Here is an 18,514-nt window from a genome sequence, read left to right on the forward strand (position 1 = left end):
CGCCCGCGCATATAGGCCGTGCTCTTCGCATATTTACGAAGTGTAAGGCGTTCCAGTGGTCGGGCGGAGAAGATCACATGACGCGTTGGTCGGATTTGATCTCAAAGGTGGACGCGAGGCAGGCCGCAGCATTTCTAACACGTCCCCGATACTAGCGACGCACGTTCTCTAGCGTTCCATCCATTAACGGCACCACATTCGCAACTGGCTGCCGATGACCAGCTCGGGACCTGCTCAAACGGACGGCTTTCGATCGGTATCGAACATCCGGGCTACATTGTTGCCGATCTCAGCGAGGCCATTTAAGTGGCCGGATAAGGCGAAAAGACTAAAACCTGCTATGGTTTCCTATGCGCGCGCATTTAGTGGGCGTTGCTTCTCAACCTTCGCTCAGCATAAACGAAGGCCGCATTGATAAGGATCGCAAGTGCTGCGACGATAAAGCCCCCCTGTAAAACGAAAGCCGTATTTCCCGATAACAGTCCTGCAACAATAACTTCACCCAGTGTACTTGCAGCGACGGTCGAGCCGATGGTTGCAGTGGAGAGCGAGATGATCGCGGCTAGACGAACGCCCGACAGGATGACCGGCAGAGCTAATGGCAGTTCGACATTAAACAGCAATTGTCGGCCGGTCATGCCCATGCCACGTCCTGCATCAACCACGGATGGTTCAAGCTCGGTGAGACCTGTCAGCGTGTTTTCAAAGATCGGCAGCAAGCCATAAAGCAGAAGCGCGATGAAGGCAGGAATCGAGCCGAAGCCAAAGATCGGCACAGCGATGGCGAGAACTGCGACCGGCGGAAAAGTTTGGCCGATATTGGCCACTGCGCGCGAGATCGGCAGGAATTCACGTCCGCTAGGTCGCGTCGTTAAAATACCGAGCGTCACGGCGATGATGGTTGCAGTCAGTGTTGCGATGCCGACCAGCGCCAGATGGTTCATGGTCAGTGCCAGCAGGGAGTTCTGCGTATAGATGGCCGGTGCATTATTGCGGGTGAAAGGTGCCAACCAGCTTTGAAACCATTCCGGCTTCAGAATGAAAGTACAAAGCAGGACCAGCAGTGCGATCTTCAGGACTGTGCCCAGTCTCATGCGACCCTCCGGGCGTGCTTTTCAATTGCAGCGCGGGTGATGCGGCCGATGATCTGACCATCACGGCTGACAGGGAGTGCGGTGCGACCTGACCATAGGCTTGCGCCCAGTGCTTCACGCAGCGACATGTCACTGTTGATCGCATCACCACTCGCGCCGCCGGTCTCGACGAGACCGTCAACGGTTTCAAGCGACAACAGACGGAATACGCGGTCACTGCCACCGCCGAGCAGGGCATGGACAAAGTCCGTTGCTGGTTTGGTGATGATTTCTTCCGGCGTTGCATATTGCAGCAACTTGCCCTTATCCATCACTGCAATACGCGAGCCAAGGCGGATCGCTTCTTCCATATCATGGGTAACAAGCACGATGGTGGTGCCATAATGTTTCTGGATCGCCAGCAGATCTTCCTGAGCTTTGTCGCGGATGATCGGGTCAAGCGCACCGAATGGCTCATCCATCAGGAGGATTGCTGGATTGGATGCCAAAGCACGGGCAACGCCAATACGCTGTTGCTGACCGCCTGAAAGTTCATGCGGCATACGGTTGCGATAGATCGCAGGATCGAGGTGAAACAGTGATAGCAATTCATCCACACGCGTGGAGATTTTAGCCTTGTCCCAGCCGAGCAGCGTGGGGACTGTGCCGATATTTTCCGCAATGGTGCGGTGTGGAAACAGTCCATGGCCCTGAATGGCATAGCCGATGCCGCGTCGCAGAATATGAGGTGGTAGTTCTCGGTTGTCTTTGCCGTCGATCTTGATCACGCCATGGCTTGGTTCGACAAGGCGGTTAATCATGCGCATCAGCGTTGTCTTGCCGGAGCCAGACGTGCCAACGATGACGGCCAAATCACCCGCGTCGATTGTCAGCGAAACATTGTCGACGGCCGTTTGCGCGCCATAAATACGGGTGATGTTTGAAATCTCGATCATAGGACGGGCTCCTAATTCTGGTGGCCGCGGCTGATTTCTATCAGCGCGTCAAGCAAGATGGCGGCGACGAAGGCCATGGCAACGGTCGGCAAAGCACCGAGCAACACCAGATCGGTGGCTGTCTGGGCGATGCCCTGAAAGACGAACATGCCAAGACCTCCGCCGCCCACAAGGCCGGCAATAACCGCAAGGCCGATATTCTGCACCAACACCACGCGGATGCCGGTGAGGATTACGGGGAACGCCAACGGCAATTCCACTGAGAACAAGCGCTGGCGGCGGGTCATGCCCACACCGCGAGCGGCGTCCACAACGGAAGGCGAGACATTATCAAGGCCGGTAACGGTTGCTGAAACGATGGGCAGAAGTGCATAGGCGACGAGAGCGATGAAGGCTGGTGCTGGACCGATACCAGCGATGCCAAGTACTCTCGCACCGGGCAGATTGGCGCCAACCCATGCCAGCGGCGCAATCAGCACGCCGAACAGGGCCATGGATGGGATAGTCTGGATGACATTGAAGAAGGACAGAACAGCATCGCGCAGGCGCTTGACGCGGTGGATAAGTATGCCGATTGGCGTGGCGATGATGAAGGCTGCAATGAGGGAGCCGATCGCGAGAAAAGCGTGAGTGCTCAGTGCGCTCATGAACGCACCGCGACGAGAGGCATACTCCTTGAGAATGGAAATGTCGTTCCAGACGCCGCTATAGAGAAACACGCCAAGAAGGACCACGAAGATACCTAGCGCTGCCAGCCGTGAAAGCGGCTTGAGACGCATGCGGACAAGCGTGTCACCAATGGCGAGTGCCAGCGCAAAGAGTATTAGCCACAGGCTGCCGCCGGGCGAAACACGGGCATAATTATTGCCTGCCGGTGTAAGGTAGGTCGCGCTCCAGCCAATAGCGATGGCGAGCGTAACAAGGGTGATTACCAGAAGGCCAAGACGCAATGTCAGCTGCGTGCGCAGCGCCATGACGAGGGCAGTGACCAACGACAGGACAATCAGTGCAAACGCCTGTAACGATGGTAAGGCATTCCAAATAAAGACTGGTGCAGTCGCCGCGACGCGATTGGGACGCACGAGGGCAAAAGGCTGGATGAACATCGCAGCAATGATGATGAGGGAAATTACCAGCCCCAGTCGGTCAAAGGCAAAACGTGGGTGAGAGGCGGCGGTACGGTCTGCGGCTAATTGCATGGTGAGTCCTGTTCGCCGGGAATTCTACTGGCTTTAGCGACGATTGCGCTTAGCATCGCTCGAGAACCAGCCTTAAGGATTGAGTCCCTGCCGAAGCAATTTATTCCGGCAGGGAAAAGGGTTACTTGATGAAGCCTTTGGAGGTTAAGTATTCGCGTGCAACATCAGCTGCAGGTTCGCCACCGACCTGGACGCGGCCATTGAGTTCCTGAAGATTTTCGAGGGAAAAGGATTCAAACACTGGCTTTAGCAGTTCGGCTATTTGCGGATTTTCGTTCAGAACTGCTTCGCGAATAATGGGGGTGGGTAAATAAACCGGCTGCACACCCTTGTCATCTTGCAATACGACGAGATCCGCAGGCGCAATACCGCCATCAGTACCGTAGACCATGGCCGCATTGGCGCCCGAAGTTTGCTGTGCAGCAGCAGCGATCGTAGCCGCAGTGTCACCCCCTGAAAGCGTAATCAGTTGATCAGGCTTGAAGGTAAAGCTGTATGCCGTCTGGAAAGCCGGTAAAGCTGTGGCCGAGCTTACAAATTCTGACGACGCCGCAAGTTTGATCTGCCCACCACCACTCACATATTTTCCGAAATCAGTCAGAGACTTGAGTTTGTTTTTTTCCGCGACATCGCGGCGCACAGCAATTGCCCAGGTATTGTTGGCATTAGCCGGCGTCAACCAAACAATCTTGTTGGCTTCATAATCCAGTTTCTTGGCTTCTTCATATCCCTCGCGCGCCTTGTTCCATAGAGGAAGATCGCCCTTATTGAAGAAGAAGGCAGCATTCCCGGTATATTCCGGGTAAATATCGATTTGACCTTGGGTAATTGCTTCACGCACGATTGGGGTTGCACCAAGCTGGATCTTGTCGACAACAGCAATATTGTTTGCCTTAAGAACCTGCGAAATGATGTTGCCCAGCACCCCGCCCTCGGTATCGATCTTGGAACCCACCACAACATCTGCTGCGAAAGCAAAGCTGGTAGCAGTTACCAGGCTGGCCACTACGCCAGCAATAATCAATGATGTTTTCATAGTTGTGTTCTCCCTCACAGTCATCTGCTGTTTGATTTGCAGGCTAGTTTAAAACACCGGAAAGGGATATATCCCAGATTCCGAACGAAGGATGCCTCAGCAAAATTCTGTCATCCCGGTGGTGTTTTATAAGCGTCATAAACTAGTCGTCGCGAGAAATAAAATTCTACTAATTGTCCTCTGTCAGTAGTGACACCATCTCATTTAACATCGTTGGTGTGAAAGTGTTCCGTCGCCATACAAATGAAAGTATCTGGCGGTGTTCTTGACCAAGCAGGTATTGCGTAATCGGGAAGGGAAGACGGGCAACAACTGGTTCGGGCAATATCGAAAGATAACCGTGTCGCGTGACCAGATTAATGATGACCGGAATTGAATCCATCTCGATTAAACGAAGTTTTGATGGACTTACCGGACCAAGCACGCTTTCCAAATAGAGCATCGCATGTTGTCGGATACCGCTCTTCGCACTGGGAAGTGCCAGGCGATGCTTTTGCAAGAACGTTGCCATGTCGCCATTGAGTTCCGCCATGACACGATGATCACCAATCAGGGCGAGCGGGGCATCTGATACGACGCGGCCATCAAAATCCCGGGAGAAGTCGTCGTGGTCGATGAGGATCGCATCATAGCGGCGGCTTTTGAGCCCAGAGATCAGTTCTTCTGCGGTGTTGGCCGAAATCGATAGCGGTTGGCGCGGATAGAGCTTTTCCCATCCGGCTGTCAGATTGGCAAGGATCTGCGCAATATTGCTTTCATGGCCAAGCGGCATAACAGACCCGACCCGACAGGTCGCGAGCTTGTATCGGAAGCGATCAGACGATGCATGAGACAGCTCCTCCCAATTGCTTATAATTGTTTCCACAAGAGTGAGCATTTGCTTACCGGCTTCGGTGCAACTGACACCAGATCGTGTCCGCTCAAATAAGCGGCAATCAAGGTTACGCTCCAGTTCCGATAGCTGACGAGTCAGCTGTGGCTGCCCCATGCCGAGGCTTTTGGCTGCGGCACGGATACTGCCCGCCTGGGCTGCAACAGAAAAGCGAATGAGAGCGGTGAGAGAGATGGCTGCACGATTATTGTTGGTGCCGCCGATAGATTGAAGCTCGCGACTGAGCTGCGCTGTTTCATTAAATACTCTGCGGCGCTTTTGTGCCTCGAGTGTAAGGCTTAGAACTGCTCCCTCTCGCCGCATGAGTGGTACCGCGAGCGCCGTTTCCATTCGATCCAGGGCCGCGCTGACCGTGGACGGAGCGCGACCTTCCAGACGTGCGGTTTCGCGGATGGAGCAAGTTGCAATCAGCGAATTGATGATCAGAATAGTGGCAATGTCCATTAATATACCCCGATCTACACTACATTCGCGCCGCATGTGATGTGCTTGCAGAATAATAAGCCTCAAGTTGTCGATGGCCTATCGCATAGATTCATATTGCTTGCATCATGACTTATGCAGGTCTTTATAATTCTCGAAGGCCAATTCAGCGAGATCGGCAATGTTGCTCTAAGTCGCGACCTGAAACATATCATCCAGTATTCACGGCGCATACTCCTCCAAAATTCCCACATCGCGCGTTCGCAATATGGGATATCCCTTGTGATCTCTCTGTCAGGTAAACTCATCCCGACAGCCTAATCTTGAAGGTATCGAACACAGTGCAGATCGTTTTGAACGGGCAGCCGCTTGGCTTTGCCGATATGATGAAAATCGGGAATGGGGAAGTGGAAGTTGCTGCTTCTGCGGAGGGCATGGAGCGGGTCAAAGCCTCGCGCGAAGTGCTGGAAGAGGCAATCCGCAACGGTGTGCCCGTGTATGGCAGCACGACCGGTGTCGGTGCGATGAAAGATGTGAGCTGGTCTGATGATGAGCTCGAAGAGTTCAATATGGGGCTGGTGCGCGCGCATCATTTCGGTACCGGTGCTGCTTTCCCGCCGTCAATCGTGCGTAAAGCTATTGCAATCCGCATCAATACAATCCTGACCGGTCAGGTTGGTTGCACTACGGGTCTGGTTGATGCCTATCTCGATCTGATGCGTGCCGATGTTATTCCTGTCGTGCGTCGCACTGGCTCGATTGGTTGCGCCGACATTGGCCTGATGGGGCAGATTGGCGCTGTGCTAACCGGTGTTGGCGAGGCGATGTATCAAGGCAAGCGCATGCCTGCCAGTGAAGCGCTGAAACAGGCAGGGCTAAAGCCGCACCGTATGGCACCGCGAGATGCACTGGCTTCGCTTTCGGCCAATGCCGTGAGCTTTGCTGCCGCTGCCCGCGCCCTGCGTGATGCCGCTTCAGTCATCCGCGTTATGCTTGCAACAAGCCTCACGGCTTCTGGTGCGCTTGGCGCATCACCTGATCCGTGGCTTGCGGCATGTCATGTGGGCACGCCGCGCGAAGCACTGGTTGGAAAATGGTACTGTGATGCGGCAGCGTCATGGCAATGGCCGGTATCGACCCATGTGCAGGACCCGCTGAGCCTTCGCATGGTAGCGCAGGTTTTTGGTACGATTATAGAGAGCCTGCTTGGTGCCGGTTACAAGATTTTGCAAGCAACCGGACGCTCTGATGACAATCCGGTTGTGGTTGAAGGCCGTGTCGTGACTTCGGGCGGATCATTACCACTTGATGTGACAGTGTTGCTTGAATCCGTCTCCGTCTGTATGGCGCATGCAGCGCGTAATGCATTCAATCGCTGCGTGCTGTTGGGTAATGGGCATCGCCGTGGTCTACCACTCAATCTCGTGCCGGACGGTAAGATCGCAACCGGATTTGGCCCGATCATAAAGCTCGCAGGTGAAATTTTCTCCCGCGTGCTTTCGCTCAGTAGTCCAGTGTCTGCGCAGTCGCTGGTTGTTGCTGGTGGGATGGAAGATGAAGCCGCGTTCCTGCCATTGGTGATTGAACGTTTTGAACGTCAGGTGGAGGCGCTGAAGCGTCTCGCCGCTTTGGAAGCGCTGCTGGCATCGCAGGCCATAGATATTGTGGGTGATGAGCCGCAGGGTGTGGCGGGCCTGATCTATGAACAGGTGCGCAAATGCTCGCCATTCTATGAGAAAGATCGACCGCTTTCTGCTGAGGTGGAATGCATCGAAGAGTTGATATGTTCGGATGCGATTGTGGCACAGATCATCGACCGCGCGCCGATCAACAGTTTCGATAGTTTCTTCGCTTTGGGTACAGCCCCCGAAGGCACGCCGGAAGCAACACGCGCGAAAGTCGTGGTTGCCGCCCCCGCTTTTAAAGAAAACTGACTTAAAACACGCTGAGTCAAAAAAGTTGATTGGGCAGGAGAATTGATATGGCCGATTTCGATCTGGTTTTACAGGGAGCCGTTGTGCTGCCTGATCGCGTGGTGGAGCGCGGTTATGTGGCCGTGCGTGATGGCAAAATCATCCAGCTAGGCACCGGAACGCCGCCTGAAGCCAAAGAGCGTCATCTGTTGGGCGAGGCGCTGATCATGCCGGGTGCAATTGACGCGCAGGTACATTCGCTCTCGCAGAAAAATCAGGAAGATTTCATCTGGTCAACTCGTACCGCGGCTGCCGGTGGTGTCACGACGATTGTTGATATGCCTTATGATGAGGGCGATCTAATCTGTTCGGCAGCGGCCGTGGAACGCAAAATCGCCCATGCCGGAAAACAGGCTTTTGTCGATTTCGCGCTCTATGGCACGATTGACCCGCTTGAAGGTGCCAAACGTATTGCCGAACAGGCGGAAGCCGGTGTGGCAGCGTTTAAATTCTCGACCTTTGGCACTGATCCCAAGCGCTTTCCGCGTATCAATCCGCCGCTTTTGGCAGAGTGCTTTGCGGAAGTGGCCAAAACCGGTCTGACCGCCGGCGTGCACAATGAGAATGACGAATATGTGCAGTCGGCGATGAAGAAGGTGAAAGAAGCGGGCATTACCGATTATCGTGCGCATGGCATGTCGCGTCCACCGCTGACCGAACTTCTCGCCATGACCGAGATTTATGAGATAGGTGCTGCAATCGGCTGTCCGGCGCATGTCGTGCATTGCTCGCTTGGTCGCGGTTATGAAATCGCCGCATCTTACCGTGCGCAGGGGTATCAGGCGACGGTCGAATGCCTAATCCACTATCTGATGCTGGATGATGAAAATGACGCCAAGCGTCTTGGCGGTCGTTCCAAGTGCAACCCGCCGCTGCGCCCGCGTGCGGAAGTCGAAAAGCTCTGGCGTGAACTGGCCAATGGCAATGTAACGCTGCTCTCGACCGACCATGTGAGCTGGTCGCTTGATCGCAAAACCAATCCGGACATGTTGGCCAATGCATCAGGCCTGCCGGGCTTGGAAACGCTCATCCCGCTATTCGTGAAGGGTGCGATGGAACGCGGCGTGTCGCTGTCATGGGGTGCCAAACTGATGGCAGAGAACCCTGCCAGGCATTTCCGCCTTGATCATATCAAGGGCGCTCTGACGCCGGATCGCGATGCTGATATCACGATCCTGACACCTGAAACATATATCTACGATGCGGCCTCAACGGGAAATAATGTTGCTGGATGGTCACCTTTCGACGGGATAGAGCTGCCCTATAAAGTGGCGGCAACCTATGTGCGCGGGCAAAAGGTCTATGACGGCAAGAACGTGATAGCGGAGGCTGGCTTTGGCCATTTCGTTCGCCCGCCACTGCGCCATATCATTGCAGGACATGCATAATGAGCACCAATCTGCCGGTTCGGGCGATACGCATCGCGGAAGATCTCGACGCGTTGGCCGCCATTACCGAGCCGGGTCGCCCGTGGACACGGCGCGTGTTCTCGCCGCTTTATCTCGAAGGCCGTGCTTACTTGCAAAAGCGCATGCAGGCGGCGGGTCTTGAAACCCGTATTGATGCTGCCGGAAATCTGATCGGCTTTCGCAAAGGTAAAAGTGTCGGCAAAGGCGTGATCATGCTCGGATCGCATTCCGATACGGTGCCGGAAGGCGGGCGTTTTGACGGCATCGCTGGTGTTGTCACCGCGCTGGAAGTGACGCGTGCGCTAAGCGATCATAGCATTGAACTTGATCATGATCTTGAAGTGGTTGATTTTCTGGCAGAGGAAGTAAGCCCGTTTGGGGTTTCCTGCATTGGCAGTCGCGGCATGACAGGCCAGTTGCCAAAGGAATGGCTGGATCGGGTCAGCGATGGGCGCACGCTTTATACAGCTTTTGGTGAGGTTGGTGGCGATGCAGGCACTGTTCTAAGCCAGAGCCGTCCTGATCTTGCAGCCTTTATGGAGCTGCATATCGAGCAGGGGCCGGTGCTGGAAGCCGAGCATAAAGATATCGGCATTGTCACTGCCATTGCCGGTATCAGCCGGTTTGAAATCATCATCGAAGGCCGTGCAGATCATGCAGGCACCACACCGATGGGACAGCGTGCCGATGCGCTTGTCGCGGCTTCAAAACTGGTGCTGGAGATTAACGAAAAGGCCTTTGAACTTTCGGCTACGCCGGGGCATTTCACGGCAACAGTCGGTGAGTTCCGCATCGAGCCAAATGCTGCCAATGTGGTGCCTTCACTGGTGCGGCTGCTGATCGATGCACGCGCGGAATATCGCGATGATATGCTCAATTTTGCTGCATGGCTCGATGGTGCGTGCATCAAATGTGCTGAGACCGATGGTGTGGCAATTGCTGGCGTTAATCGCGTTTCGGATAACAATCCGGCGCCAAGCGATGCAACTGTGCTGACACATCTGGAGCAGGCATGTGAGAAGGTTGGTGCCACGCATCGGCGTTTGGCATCCGGTGCGGGGCACGATGCGGCATGGCTCTCGAAAGTCACGCCGACGGCGATGATTTTTGTGCCGAGCAAAGGCGGGCGCAGCCATACGCCCGAAGAATGGACCGAAAACAGCGAAATCACCTTAGGCGCAGCCGTGCTTTATGAAGCGGTGCTGACGCTCGACAAGACATTATAGAATTAGAGCGCATCCCGAAAAGTGTGAAGCGGTTTTCGGATAAGATGCGTAAAACTAAAAAAACTAGAACGCAGATCTGATGCAATCAGATCGAAACGCGCTCTAGAACGAACAGGCAGGAGAAGCTGAATGGGACGCATACTCGTTGAGAAAGACGTCGAAGCCGCGGTCAAGGGCGGCTCCGTTTACGCGGCTGGCGGTGGTGGCTGGGCAGATCATGGCCGCATGTTGGGTTACGCGGCGGTGAGTATCGGCAAGCCGGAACTGGTTTCGATTGATGAACTTGATGACAATGACTGGATTGCTACGGCTGCGGCCATTGGTGCACCGGCTTCGACCACACCGTGGGAAATGCAGGGCGTTGATTACGTCAAGGCTGTCGATTTGCTGCAAAAAGAACTGGGCGAGCCGCTGAAAGGTTTGATCATCGGGCAGAACGGTAAGTCCTCGACACTCAACGGGTGGTTGCCTTCGGCCGTTCTCGGTACCAAAGTTGTCGATGCCGTGGGCGATATCCGCGCTCATCCGACTGGTGATATGGGTTCCATCGGTATGGCCGGTTCGCCTGAACAGATGATCCAGACCGCTGTTGGCGGTAATCGCTCTGAAAACCGCTATATCGAGTTGGTGGTGAAAGGTGCAACGGCGAAAGTCTCGCCAATTCTGCGTGCGGCTTCTGATCAGTCGGGCGGCTTTATCGCTTCTTGCCGTAATCCGCTGCGCGCATCTTATGTGCGAACTCATGCGGCTCTTGGCGGCGTCTCGATGGCTCTGAGCCTTGGCGACGCGATTATCGCTGCTGAAGCCAAGAGCGGTCATGCGGTGATTGATGCTATCTGCAAGAACACCGGCGGTCATATTCTGGCGGAAGGTGTAATCACGGAAAAGAACGTCGTCTACACCAAAGAAGCATTCGATATTGGCACCGTGAAGGTTGGTAGCGGCGATAAGGCCGTGACGCTTCATGTGATGAACGAATATATGGCGGTGGATGACAAGGACGGCCAGCGTGTCGCAACTTTCCCATCGGTCATCACTACGCTTTCCGAGGACGGTCATGCGCTCAGCGTTGGTGAACTGCGCCAGGGCATGAAGATTTTCATTCTGCATGTGCCGATGAACATCATCCCGCTTTCAGCCAGTGTATTGGATGCGGCGGTCTACCCTTCGGTTGAGAAAGCCATGGGCATTGAAATTGCGAAATATGTGCAGGGAGTGAAGTAATCATGCCAAAGGCAAATCCACGTCACCCGAATTTTCCCATACCGGGCGGTTCGGAACTTCGTGCCAAGGGCTGGCGGCAGGAAGCACTGCTGCGCCTGCTCGAAAACGTGCTTTCGGTCGGTGAAGACCCTGAAAACCTGATTGTCTATGCAGCACTTGGCAAGGCTGCGCGCAGCTGGCCTGCGCATGGTGCCATCGTCAAGACGCTCTTGGAAATGGATGAGAACCAGACATTGCTCATCCAGTCGGGCAAGCCGGTTGGTCTGATGAAAACCCACGCCAAGGCGCCGCTCGTCATCATGGCGAATTGCAATATTGTCGGGCAGTGGGCGAAGGCTGAGTATTTCTATGATTTGCAGCGCAAGGGGCTGATCTGCTGGGGCGGTCTGACCGCTGGTGCATGGCAATATATCGGCAGTCAGGGCGTTATTCAGGGCACTTATGAAATCTTCATGCGCATTGCTCAGAAACGTTTCGACGGTGATCTGGCCGGACGTTTTATCCTTACCGCCGGCCTTGGCGGCATGGGTGGCGCACAGCCGCTGGCTGGTCGTATGGCTGGTGCGGCGATCCTCTGCGTTGATATCGATCCTGAACGCGCCCGCATGCGCAAGGAAATAGGCTATTTGCAGGAAATAGCCCCTGATCTTGATACGGCACTCGCCATGATCGATCAGGCGGTGAAGGAAAAACGGGCTCTGTCCGTTGGTCTTGTTGGCAATGCCGCAGAAATCTATCCGGAAATCGCCCGTCGCGGTATCGTGCCGGATATTGTCACCGATCAGACCTCGGCGCATGATCTCGTCTATGGTTATGTGCCTAAGGGCATGAGCCTTGGTCAGGTTAAGGGCTTGCGCGAAGACGGCCAAGGCCAGTTGATGGCGGCCAGCCGCGCGTCAATCGTCGAGCACGTGACGGCGATGTTGGATTTCCAGAAAAAGGGTTCAGAAGTGTTTGACAACGGCAACCTGATCCGCACGCAGGCGCGGGAAGGCGGCGTCGAAAATGCGTTCGATATTCCGATCTTCACGGAAGCATACTTACGTCCGCTGTTTGCCCGCGCGATTGGCCCATTCCGTTGGATGGCAACGTCCGGTGAAGAAAGCGACATTGCCAAGATTGATGATGTGTTGCTGGAAATGTTTGCCGACAATCACATTGTCACCAACTGGATTAAGCTTGCGCGTGAGTATGTGCCATTTGAGGGCCTGCCAGCACGCATTGCATGGCTTGGTCATGGTGAACGCACGGCGCTGGCGCTTCGCGTCAATGAAATGGTGGCATCTGGCGAACTCAAAGGCCCTGTTGCCTTCTCGCGCGACCATCTTGATGCAGGAGCCATGGCGCATCCCAACATCATGACCGAAGGCATGAAGGATGGTTCTGACGCCATTGCTGATTGGCCGCTGATCGACGCGATGATGCTCTGCGCATCGATGGCCGATCTCGTCGTCGTGCATTCCGGCGGCGGCGGTTATGCCGGTTACATGACCAGTGCTGGTGTAACAGTGGTAGCTGATGGTACGCCGGAAGGCGCGGAGCGTCTTGAGCACTCGCTGACCAATGATACGGCGCTTGGTGTCATTCGTTATGCCGATGCAGGCTACGAAGAGTCTTTTGACGAAATCGCCAAGAAGAACGTGCCTTATATTCCGCTTGTCTAAGCTATCGGTTCGTGCGGAAACGGGGAAAAATCTCCATTGAGAGATAGTCTTCATCGAAACTGGAGATATGAACCAGAGCGGCACGGTTGAGAAATTCAACCGTGTTGTTTCGAAATGTCAGTAAATCGTCACTTCGCAATTCGCGTAACATCCGATTGATATGTATCGGCGTAAGTCCGAGTGCATCGCCAAGTTCTGATTGAGTAAGGGGACAGAAGAAACGGTCCTCATTTCCTGTTCCGTTCAATCGTGCGCGATGACCAAGCTCTAACAATAGATGGGCCACGCGTACGAGGGCGCTGCGCCGTCCGATGCTGATAATATGTTCCACAAGGATTGCGCGTTGTCTCGCCATCAATTCCATGAAGGTCATGGCAAGGCGGGGGGATTTTGACAGACATTCTGTGAGATGATCCAGAGAAAGCTCGAAGACCGAAAGTTCAGTGACCGAGATCAGAGTATAATAATTAAATCCGATTCCGGTTCTGAAGCCGAGAAAGTCACCCTTCATCGGAAAGTCGAGGATCTGCCGGTCGCCGTCAGCGAGATCGCGGTAGATGCAGCCCCACCCCCCTTTAATGATATGGAGAGAATTAGCCCAATCACCTTGACTGCTGACAACAGTATGAGGCGCGTAAGTTTTGACGGACACTGGAAGTGAACTGATGATGCCGAAATCGCTCTCTTCAAAGACCGCACCGATTGGGGGGCTTTCGAGGAAATGGCGAAATGTTTTTGCGTCGTCAGTGCTGACCGCCATTGGCACATATCCATATAAGTGATGGTTTGCCTGATTCTCACGCCGCCCACCTTTCTAGGGAGTAGGCGTTCCACTAAGTGTCAGGGAGCGCATTTGTTTTGGCAAGGTAGTAATCTCTACCACTAATTGCGTAGATGTCTGAGCTTTTACTAAACCATATTTCCCGCAAGTGCTTAATCTAGGTTAATGACATTGTGATAAAATTCAGGCAATCTTCTAATCAATAAAAGAAAAAATAAGAATTGATTACGGATATATAAATATATCTCACTGAAATCCAAAACAGGCGACCGTTGCTTTTCAGTCATCGTGACATGAGAACGATAGAACTGTGCGCGTAATTCGGTTTTGAGGGCGAAAAAATGAACGTTTCTCCGCATTTCAATAGCGTAAGCAGTGAAATAAAAAATAATAGTCACATTAACACCAAAGATGCAGCAAACAAATCCGCAGATTCATTCGACAGTTTGTTGCCATTACTTGTTATCATCGACAACCGTGCGTTGGATCGTGAATGTCTGGCACATGGGCTAACCAACCACAGTATAGAGATGTCGATCGCGACATTCAGCTCCTTCGAGCAATGGCAGCATCAACGCCGGGGACGTACTGTAAGTGCCGTACTTTTTAATATAGGCGGTCAAAAAGTTTCGGATCCTGCAGTAGGCAATTATCTGAACCGTATAGTCAGTGACTGCGCACCGGCACCAGTCATTATTCTCGCGGACAAAGAGGAAATCTCCCAGGTCCTCAAGGCGCTCGATTATGGTGTAAGGGGTTATATTCCAACATCCGTCAATGTGAATGTATGTGTGGAGGCTTTACGGCTGGCCATGGCTGGAGGAACCTTTGTTCCTGCAAGCAGCGTTCTTGCGCTTCGTAACGCCACTGATCCCAACTCGCACCGGATTCAACCGTTAGGCGGCATGTTTACCCAGCGTCAGGCAGAGGTTGTTAATGCGTTACGTCGTGGCAAGGCAAACAAGATTATCGCGTATGAACTCAAGCTTCGGGAAAGTACCGTTAAAGTTCATATTCGTAACATCATGAAGAAACTAAAGGCGTCCAATCGCACAGAAGTTGCCTGCATTATCAACGAACTGTTTCCGTCGGAAACATCTTTTTCCGACATCCATTAAAGCCCTTTTGGGCTCGTTAAACAGCTTCGTCACAACGCAGAGCCTTTTCTCTCAAAGGAGACTTTTTGTGATTATCTCCGACGTTTCATCAGGAAACGCGCGGCAGCCTCTTGCTGACGTGCTAGAAACTATAAAACGCAGAAAGACGCTGCTTATCGTTCCGGTGGCGGCGGGGGCCTTCATCGGGTTCGTAGGTTATCTCACCGCGCCGGTAAGTTACGTTTCAGAATCCGTTCTTGTGCTTGATATGCGACGTGTACAAGCACTTCCAAACGAGAGTGCTATCACCCCACTACCTCAGGATAGTCCAGTTCTGCGTTCTGAACTCGATATCATCAGTTCACGCATGATGGCACGTAAGGTTATAGACATTCTACAAGCTGAAAATGTCGTCGTGCCCACTGAGTTCCGCTCACGCACAGTGCTTTCTTCTGCATCTGATAGTGTAACGCGGGAGCGTGAAGCACGCGATGTAGACCCTGTAGCACGCGAACGCCAGAGGATTGATCTTTTACTCTCACGACTACGTGTAAACAACGATGGTCGATCCTATACAATATTCATTTCATATCGTGCACCAGATCCCATTTACGCAGCAAAGGTCGCCAATGCATTCGTAACGGCTTACCTTGATCATCAGATCGATGTGCAACAATCGGCTGCGCGACGCGTGAGTGAATGGCTTGGGGAAAAGCTCGTGACGTTGCGCAGCAATCTGGAAGACGCCGAGCGCGCTGCTGAAGACTTCAGACAAAAATCGCGGCTCGCTGGAGATCCAGGACAAATCAGTTTCCAGGCTCAACGTGTTGCCGCACTAAACACTGAAATCGTTGCGGCAACAGGCGCGGTATCACTTGCGGAAGCACGGCTTCGCACGGCTGAGTCTCTGAAAACAAACAATGAAGCGCCCGCTATGACCGAAGTGTTAGCCTCACCGGCAATCCAGACACTTCGCAATGAGCAAGCGCGTGTTGAGCGCCAGCTGGATGAGCTGAAGTCCAACGGAGCTTTGAAAAGCTCAGAAATCCCGGTTCTCACTGCTGAACGCGAAGCTCTCAAGCAGCAGATTACAGCCCAAGTTGATGAAATCACAAAAAGCCTCGGTAACGAGATTCAAATCGCTCGACAACGGCGGGTAGGGCTCGAAGAAGCACTCAAATCCGCAGAAGTCGAACTTGGAGATGCTAATCAGGCTCAGGTCAAAGCAGTGCAACTCGATCGGGAGGCCAATGCCAGCAGGACCGTTTATGAGAGTTACCTAACGCGCTACAAACAGCTCATTGAGCAAGATGGCATTGCAGTCCCTGAAGCGCAGATGATCTCTGCTGCTGAACCGGCAATGGCCAAGGCGGGGCCTAATCTCGCAAACTGGTTGTTACTTGGTTTGGGACTGGGTGGACTGGCCGCGCTTGTAGGCACGGTTTTGAGAGAAACTTTCGATAAAATTCGTCCCGCTCAGACAGCGTCTTTTATACTGCCCGGAATTCCCGCAGCGACCCTGCTTCCATTGACGCGACAACTGACTGTGCCGATGCTTGTCAATCGTGGGCTCGATCCGGCGACCGCTTTCGGACGCGCGATCAAATCAGTTCATGATCGTCTGCGTTTGCTGACACGTGGGAGAGATTCACTTGCTCTTTCAGTCGTGTCTCTGACTGACAATGAGGGGAAAACCCTTCTTATTACAGCGCTGGCCCAACAGTTTGCGGCATCGGGCATGGCTGTGGCTGTCATTGATGCAACCAACCGGCATTCGGGACTATCGGAAGCTTTCGGACTTCCTGAAAATGAATATGGTGTGACGTCATTTGGCCGGGTCCTCCCGGGGGCAACTCTCATACATGACCACAGTTCAGGAATTGATATCATAACCCCTGGAAAGCAATTACAAGAGGGTGAATGGCTCGCAGATCTCATAGCCCAACTCCGCTCGGACCATAAAATTATACTGGTGGACCTACCGGCAGTGATGGAGGACAAGCGCTCGCTCCTTCTATCTCGAGCCACTGACACTGCAATTCTAGTGGTCCAGCCGGATCGAAAGGATCAGCATGCGAACCTGGCGCTCATTCAAACAATGGCGTCTTTGGGACGTAAGCCAGCGCTTGCAGTCGTCAATCAGGTCTCAACCAGCTATCGCAACTGGATCAATATTGCTTTTGCGTATTGTCGTCCGGGCGCCAGAAAAGCCAGCAGATTTCTGCAAGCGGCAATAGCGCGGCGCAATCGGTCCGGGGCTGACAAAATGCAAGATCAGGTGTGAGGCAATAAAATGGTTTATAGACTTAATCAATTCCGGTTGAGCGCCCATTTCAAAGCAGCGATGTTGTCGGGATTTATCGCTATTGGGGCGAGTAATGGGGTCTTGGCACAAGGTCAGGCATATCTCGTTAGTCCCAACGATGTTTTGCAGGTCACAGTTTACGGCCAACCATCTCTAACCGGCCTTTATCCGGTCGATGTGGATGGCAATATTGGCTATCCGGTTGTGGGCAACATCAATGTAAGCGGCCTGACAACCCCACAAATCAGTGAAAAGATTGCCAGTTCTTTGTCCGAACATATTCCGGGACTCACTGTAACTGCAGCGATCAATCAATATGCGCCGGTGTTTGTCGTAGGAGACGTCAAAGCACCCGGTAAATATGAATTTCGTCCGGGAATGGTTGCGCTTGAGCTTATGGCTTTGGGGGGAGGTGCCGGAAAAGGTGAAGCCCCAGCAGTCACGGCCGGCATGCAGCTCATTTCCGCACAACAAGAATATGCTGATTTGCAAATGCAGATCACAACGACTAGTATTCGTAGGGTCCGTCTGCAAGCTGAACTCAATGGCACAGAGTTCAAGTATGAATTACCGGATTCTACCGCTGCGAATAAGCAGGCTGCTGCACTCAGTCAGCATATGCTTGAGGGCGAAAAAACGCTGTTTGATGTCCGTCGTAATAATCTCGCAGCCGAACGTCAGGCATTGGAAGCGCAGTCGGCAAGTTATGGAGATGAGATTCAGACACTCCAGCAGAGCATCAAGCTTCACGATGCTGAAATTCAGCTTCTGCAGGAAAATGTCGATTCAAGTAAGTCTCTCGTCGATCGCGGTCTTGCCGCAAAATCCAATCTTCGTGATATGGAACGCGATCTTTCAGCAACGCGGCGCGATGCACTGGAGTTAGGGTCGTTTTTGGCGCGCGCAAGACAAAATCAACTCGCAGTGCAACAGCGTATCGCAAATCTTGAGGAAGTCCGGAAAAGCGAAGCCGCTGGTAGTCTACAGGAGCTGGATCTCAATATTGCCCGTATGGAATTGCGCAGCAATGCGCAACTTCAGACGATGGCCGAAATCGCCAAATCTTCAGGCAATATTTCATCTTCAGACATGCGTCAGAAACTGGTCTTTACAATCAGTCGGAATGTAAACGGTGCATTTGCGGACATCGTCGGCAACGAACGCACCGAGATCAAGCCTGGTGATATTTTGCGTATCGAATTGGACATGAGCAAATTAACTGGTTCACCTTCATAAGTTTAGACTATCACGGATTC

Annotated in this window: 14 protein-coding genes; 8 read left to right on the forward strand and 6 right to left on the reverse strand. The window is 53.2% G+C overall.

Going from position 1 to position 18,514, the window contains the following annotated elements; all coding sequences use genetic code 11:
* Positions 1–362 precede the first annotated feature (362 nt).
* The 5 genes from CES85_RS22280 to CES85_RS22300 all read right to left on the reverse strand — a co-directional run bounded on the left by CES85_RS22280 (position 363) and on the right by CES85_RS22300 (position 5,600).
* Entirely contained in the window at positions 363–1,094 is a 732-nt protein-coding gene (locus CES85_RS22280; protein ID WP_095448049.1) for an ABC transporter permease, read from the reverse strand.
* Positions 1,091–2,029, reverse strand: coding sequence for an ABC transporter ATP-binding protein (locus CES85_RS22285; protein ID WP_095448050.1), 939 nt, complete (start codon positions 2,027–2,029; stop codon positions 1,091–1,093). Before CES85_RS22285 ends, CES85_RS22280 begins: the two co-directional genes overlap by 4 nt.
* Positions 2,030–2,040: 11 nt before the next feature.
* Positions 2,041–3,228: an ABC transporter permease gene (locus tag CES85_RS22290; RefSeq protein WP_095448051.1), complete on the reverse strand. Its 1,188-nt coding sequence runs from the start codon at positions 3,226–3,228 to the stop codon at positions 2,041–2,043.
* Between the two features lie 121 nt (positions 3,229–3,349).
* On the reverse strand, positions 3,350–4,264 hold the full coding sequence (osmF, locus tag CES85_RS22295) for a glycine betaine ABC transporter substrate-binding protein OsmF (protein WP_095448052.1): 915 nt from the start codon (positions 4,262–4,264) through the stop codon (positions 3,350–3,352).
* Positions 4,265–4,433: 169 nt separating this feature from the next.
* Positions 4,434–5,600, reverse strand: coding sequence for a LysR family transcriptional regulator (locus CES85_RS22300; RefSeq protein ID WP_167388319.1), 1,167 nt, complete (start codon positions 5,598–5,600; stop codon positions 4,434–4,436).
* 362 nt (positions 5,601–5,962) lie between these two features.
* Here CES85_RS22300 and CES85_RS22305 point away from each other — a divergent pair, with 362 nt between their 5' ends.
* The 5 genes from CES85_RS22305 (at position 5,963) to ertB (ending at position 13,075) form a co-directional block, all read left to right on the forward strand.
* A complete protein-coding gene (locus CES85_RS22305; RefSeq protein ID WP_095448813.1) occupies positions 5,963–7,513 on the forward strand; it encodes an aromatic amino acid lyase in 1,551 nt (516 codons plus the stop codon).
* A gap of 47 nt (positions 7,514–7,560) precedes the next feature.
* Positions 7,561–8,940: a hydantoin-5-propionate amidohydrolase gene (ertD, locus tag CES85_RS22310; RefSeq protein WP_095448054.1), complete on the forward strand. Its 1,380-nt coding sequence runs from the start codon at positions 7,561–7,563 to the stop codon at positions 8,938–8,940.
* Positions 8,940–10,187 (forward strand): Zn-dependent hydrolase, encoded by a 1,248-nt coding sequence (locus CES85_RS22315; RefSeq protein WP_095448055.1) that lies wholly within the window; start codon positions 8,940–8,942, stop codon positions 10,185–10,187. The genes ertD and CES85_RS22315 overlap by 1 nt, the downstream gene beginning before the upstream one ends.
* 129 nt (positions 10,188–10,316) lie before the next feature.
* The gene (gene ertC, locus CES85_RS22320; protein ID WP_095448056.1) at positions 10,317–11,411 is read left to right on the forward strand and encodes a thiohydantoin desulfurase; all 1,095 of its coding nucleotides are present in this window, start codon (positions 10,317–10,319) and stop codon (positions 11,409–11,411) included.
* Positions 11,412–11,413: 2 nt separating this feature from the next.
* Positions 11,414–13,075, forward strand: a complete 1,662-nt coding sequence (ertB, locus tag CES85_RS22325; RefSeq protein WP_095448057.1) for a thiourocanate hydratase — start codon at positions 11,414–11,416, stop codon at positions 13,073–13,075.
* A 1-nt stretch (position 13,076) separates the two neighbouring features.
* Here ertB and CES85_RS22330 read toward each other — a convergent pair whose 3' ends face one another.
* Positions 13,077–13,835 carry a Crp/Fnr family transcriptional regulator gene (locus tag CES85_RS22330; protein ID WP_095448058.1) on the reverse strand — a complete coding sequence of 253 codons (759 nt, stop codon included), beginning with the start codon at positions 13,833–13,835 and terminating at the stop codon, positions 13,077–13,079.
* A gap of 362 nt (positions 13,836–14,197) precedes the next feature.
* Here CES85_RS22330 and CES85_RS22335 point away from each other — a divergent pair, with 362 nt between their 5' ends.
* The 3 genes from CES85_RS22335 to CES85_RS22345 all read left to right on the forward strand — a co-directional run bounded on the left by CES85_RS22335 (position 14,198) and on the right by CES85_RS22345 (position 18,494).
* Positions 14,198–14,974: a response regulator transcription factor gene (locus CES85_RS22335; RefSeq protein ID WP_095448059.1), complete on the forward strand. Its 777-nt coding sequence runs from the start codon at positions 14,198–14,200 to the stop codon at positions 14,972–14,974.
* A 67-nt stretch (positions 14,975–15,041) separates the two neighbouring features.
* Positions 15,042–17,237: a GumC family protein gene (locus CES85_RS22340; RefSeq protein WP_095448060.1), complete on the forward strand. Its 2,196-nt coding sequence runs from the start codon at positions 15,042–15,044 to the stop codon at positions 17,235–17,237.
* A 9-nt stretch (positions 17,238–17,246) separates the two neighbouring features.
* Positions 17,247–18,494 carry a polysaccharide biosynthesis/export family protein gene (locus CES85_RS22345; protein ID WP_095448061.1) on the forward strand — a complete coding sequence of 416 codons (1,248 nt, stop codon included), beginning with the start codon at positions 17,247–17,249 and terminating at the stop codon, positions 18,492–18,494.
* Positions 18,495–18,514 lie beyond the last annotated feature (20 nt).

The organism is Ochrobactrum quorumnocens, from assembly GCF_002278035.1.
Classification (GTDB): Bacteria; Pseudomonadota; Alphaproteobacteria; order Rhizobiales; family Rhizobiaceae; genus Brucella; species Brucella quorumnocens.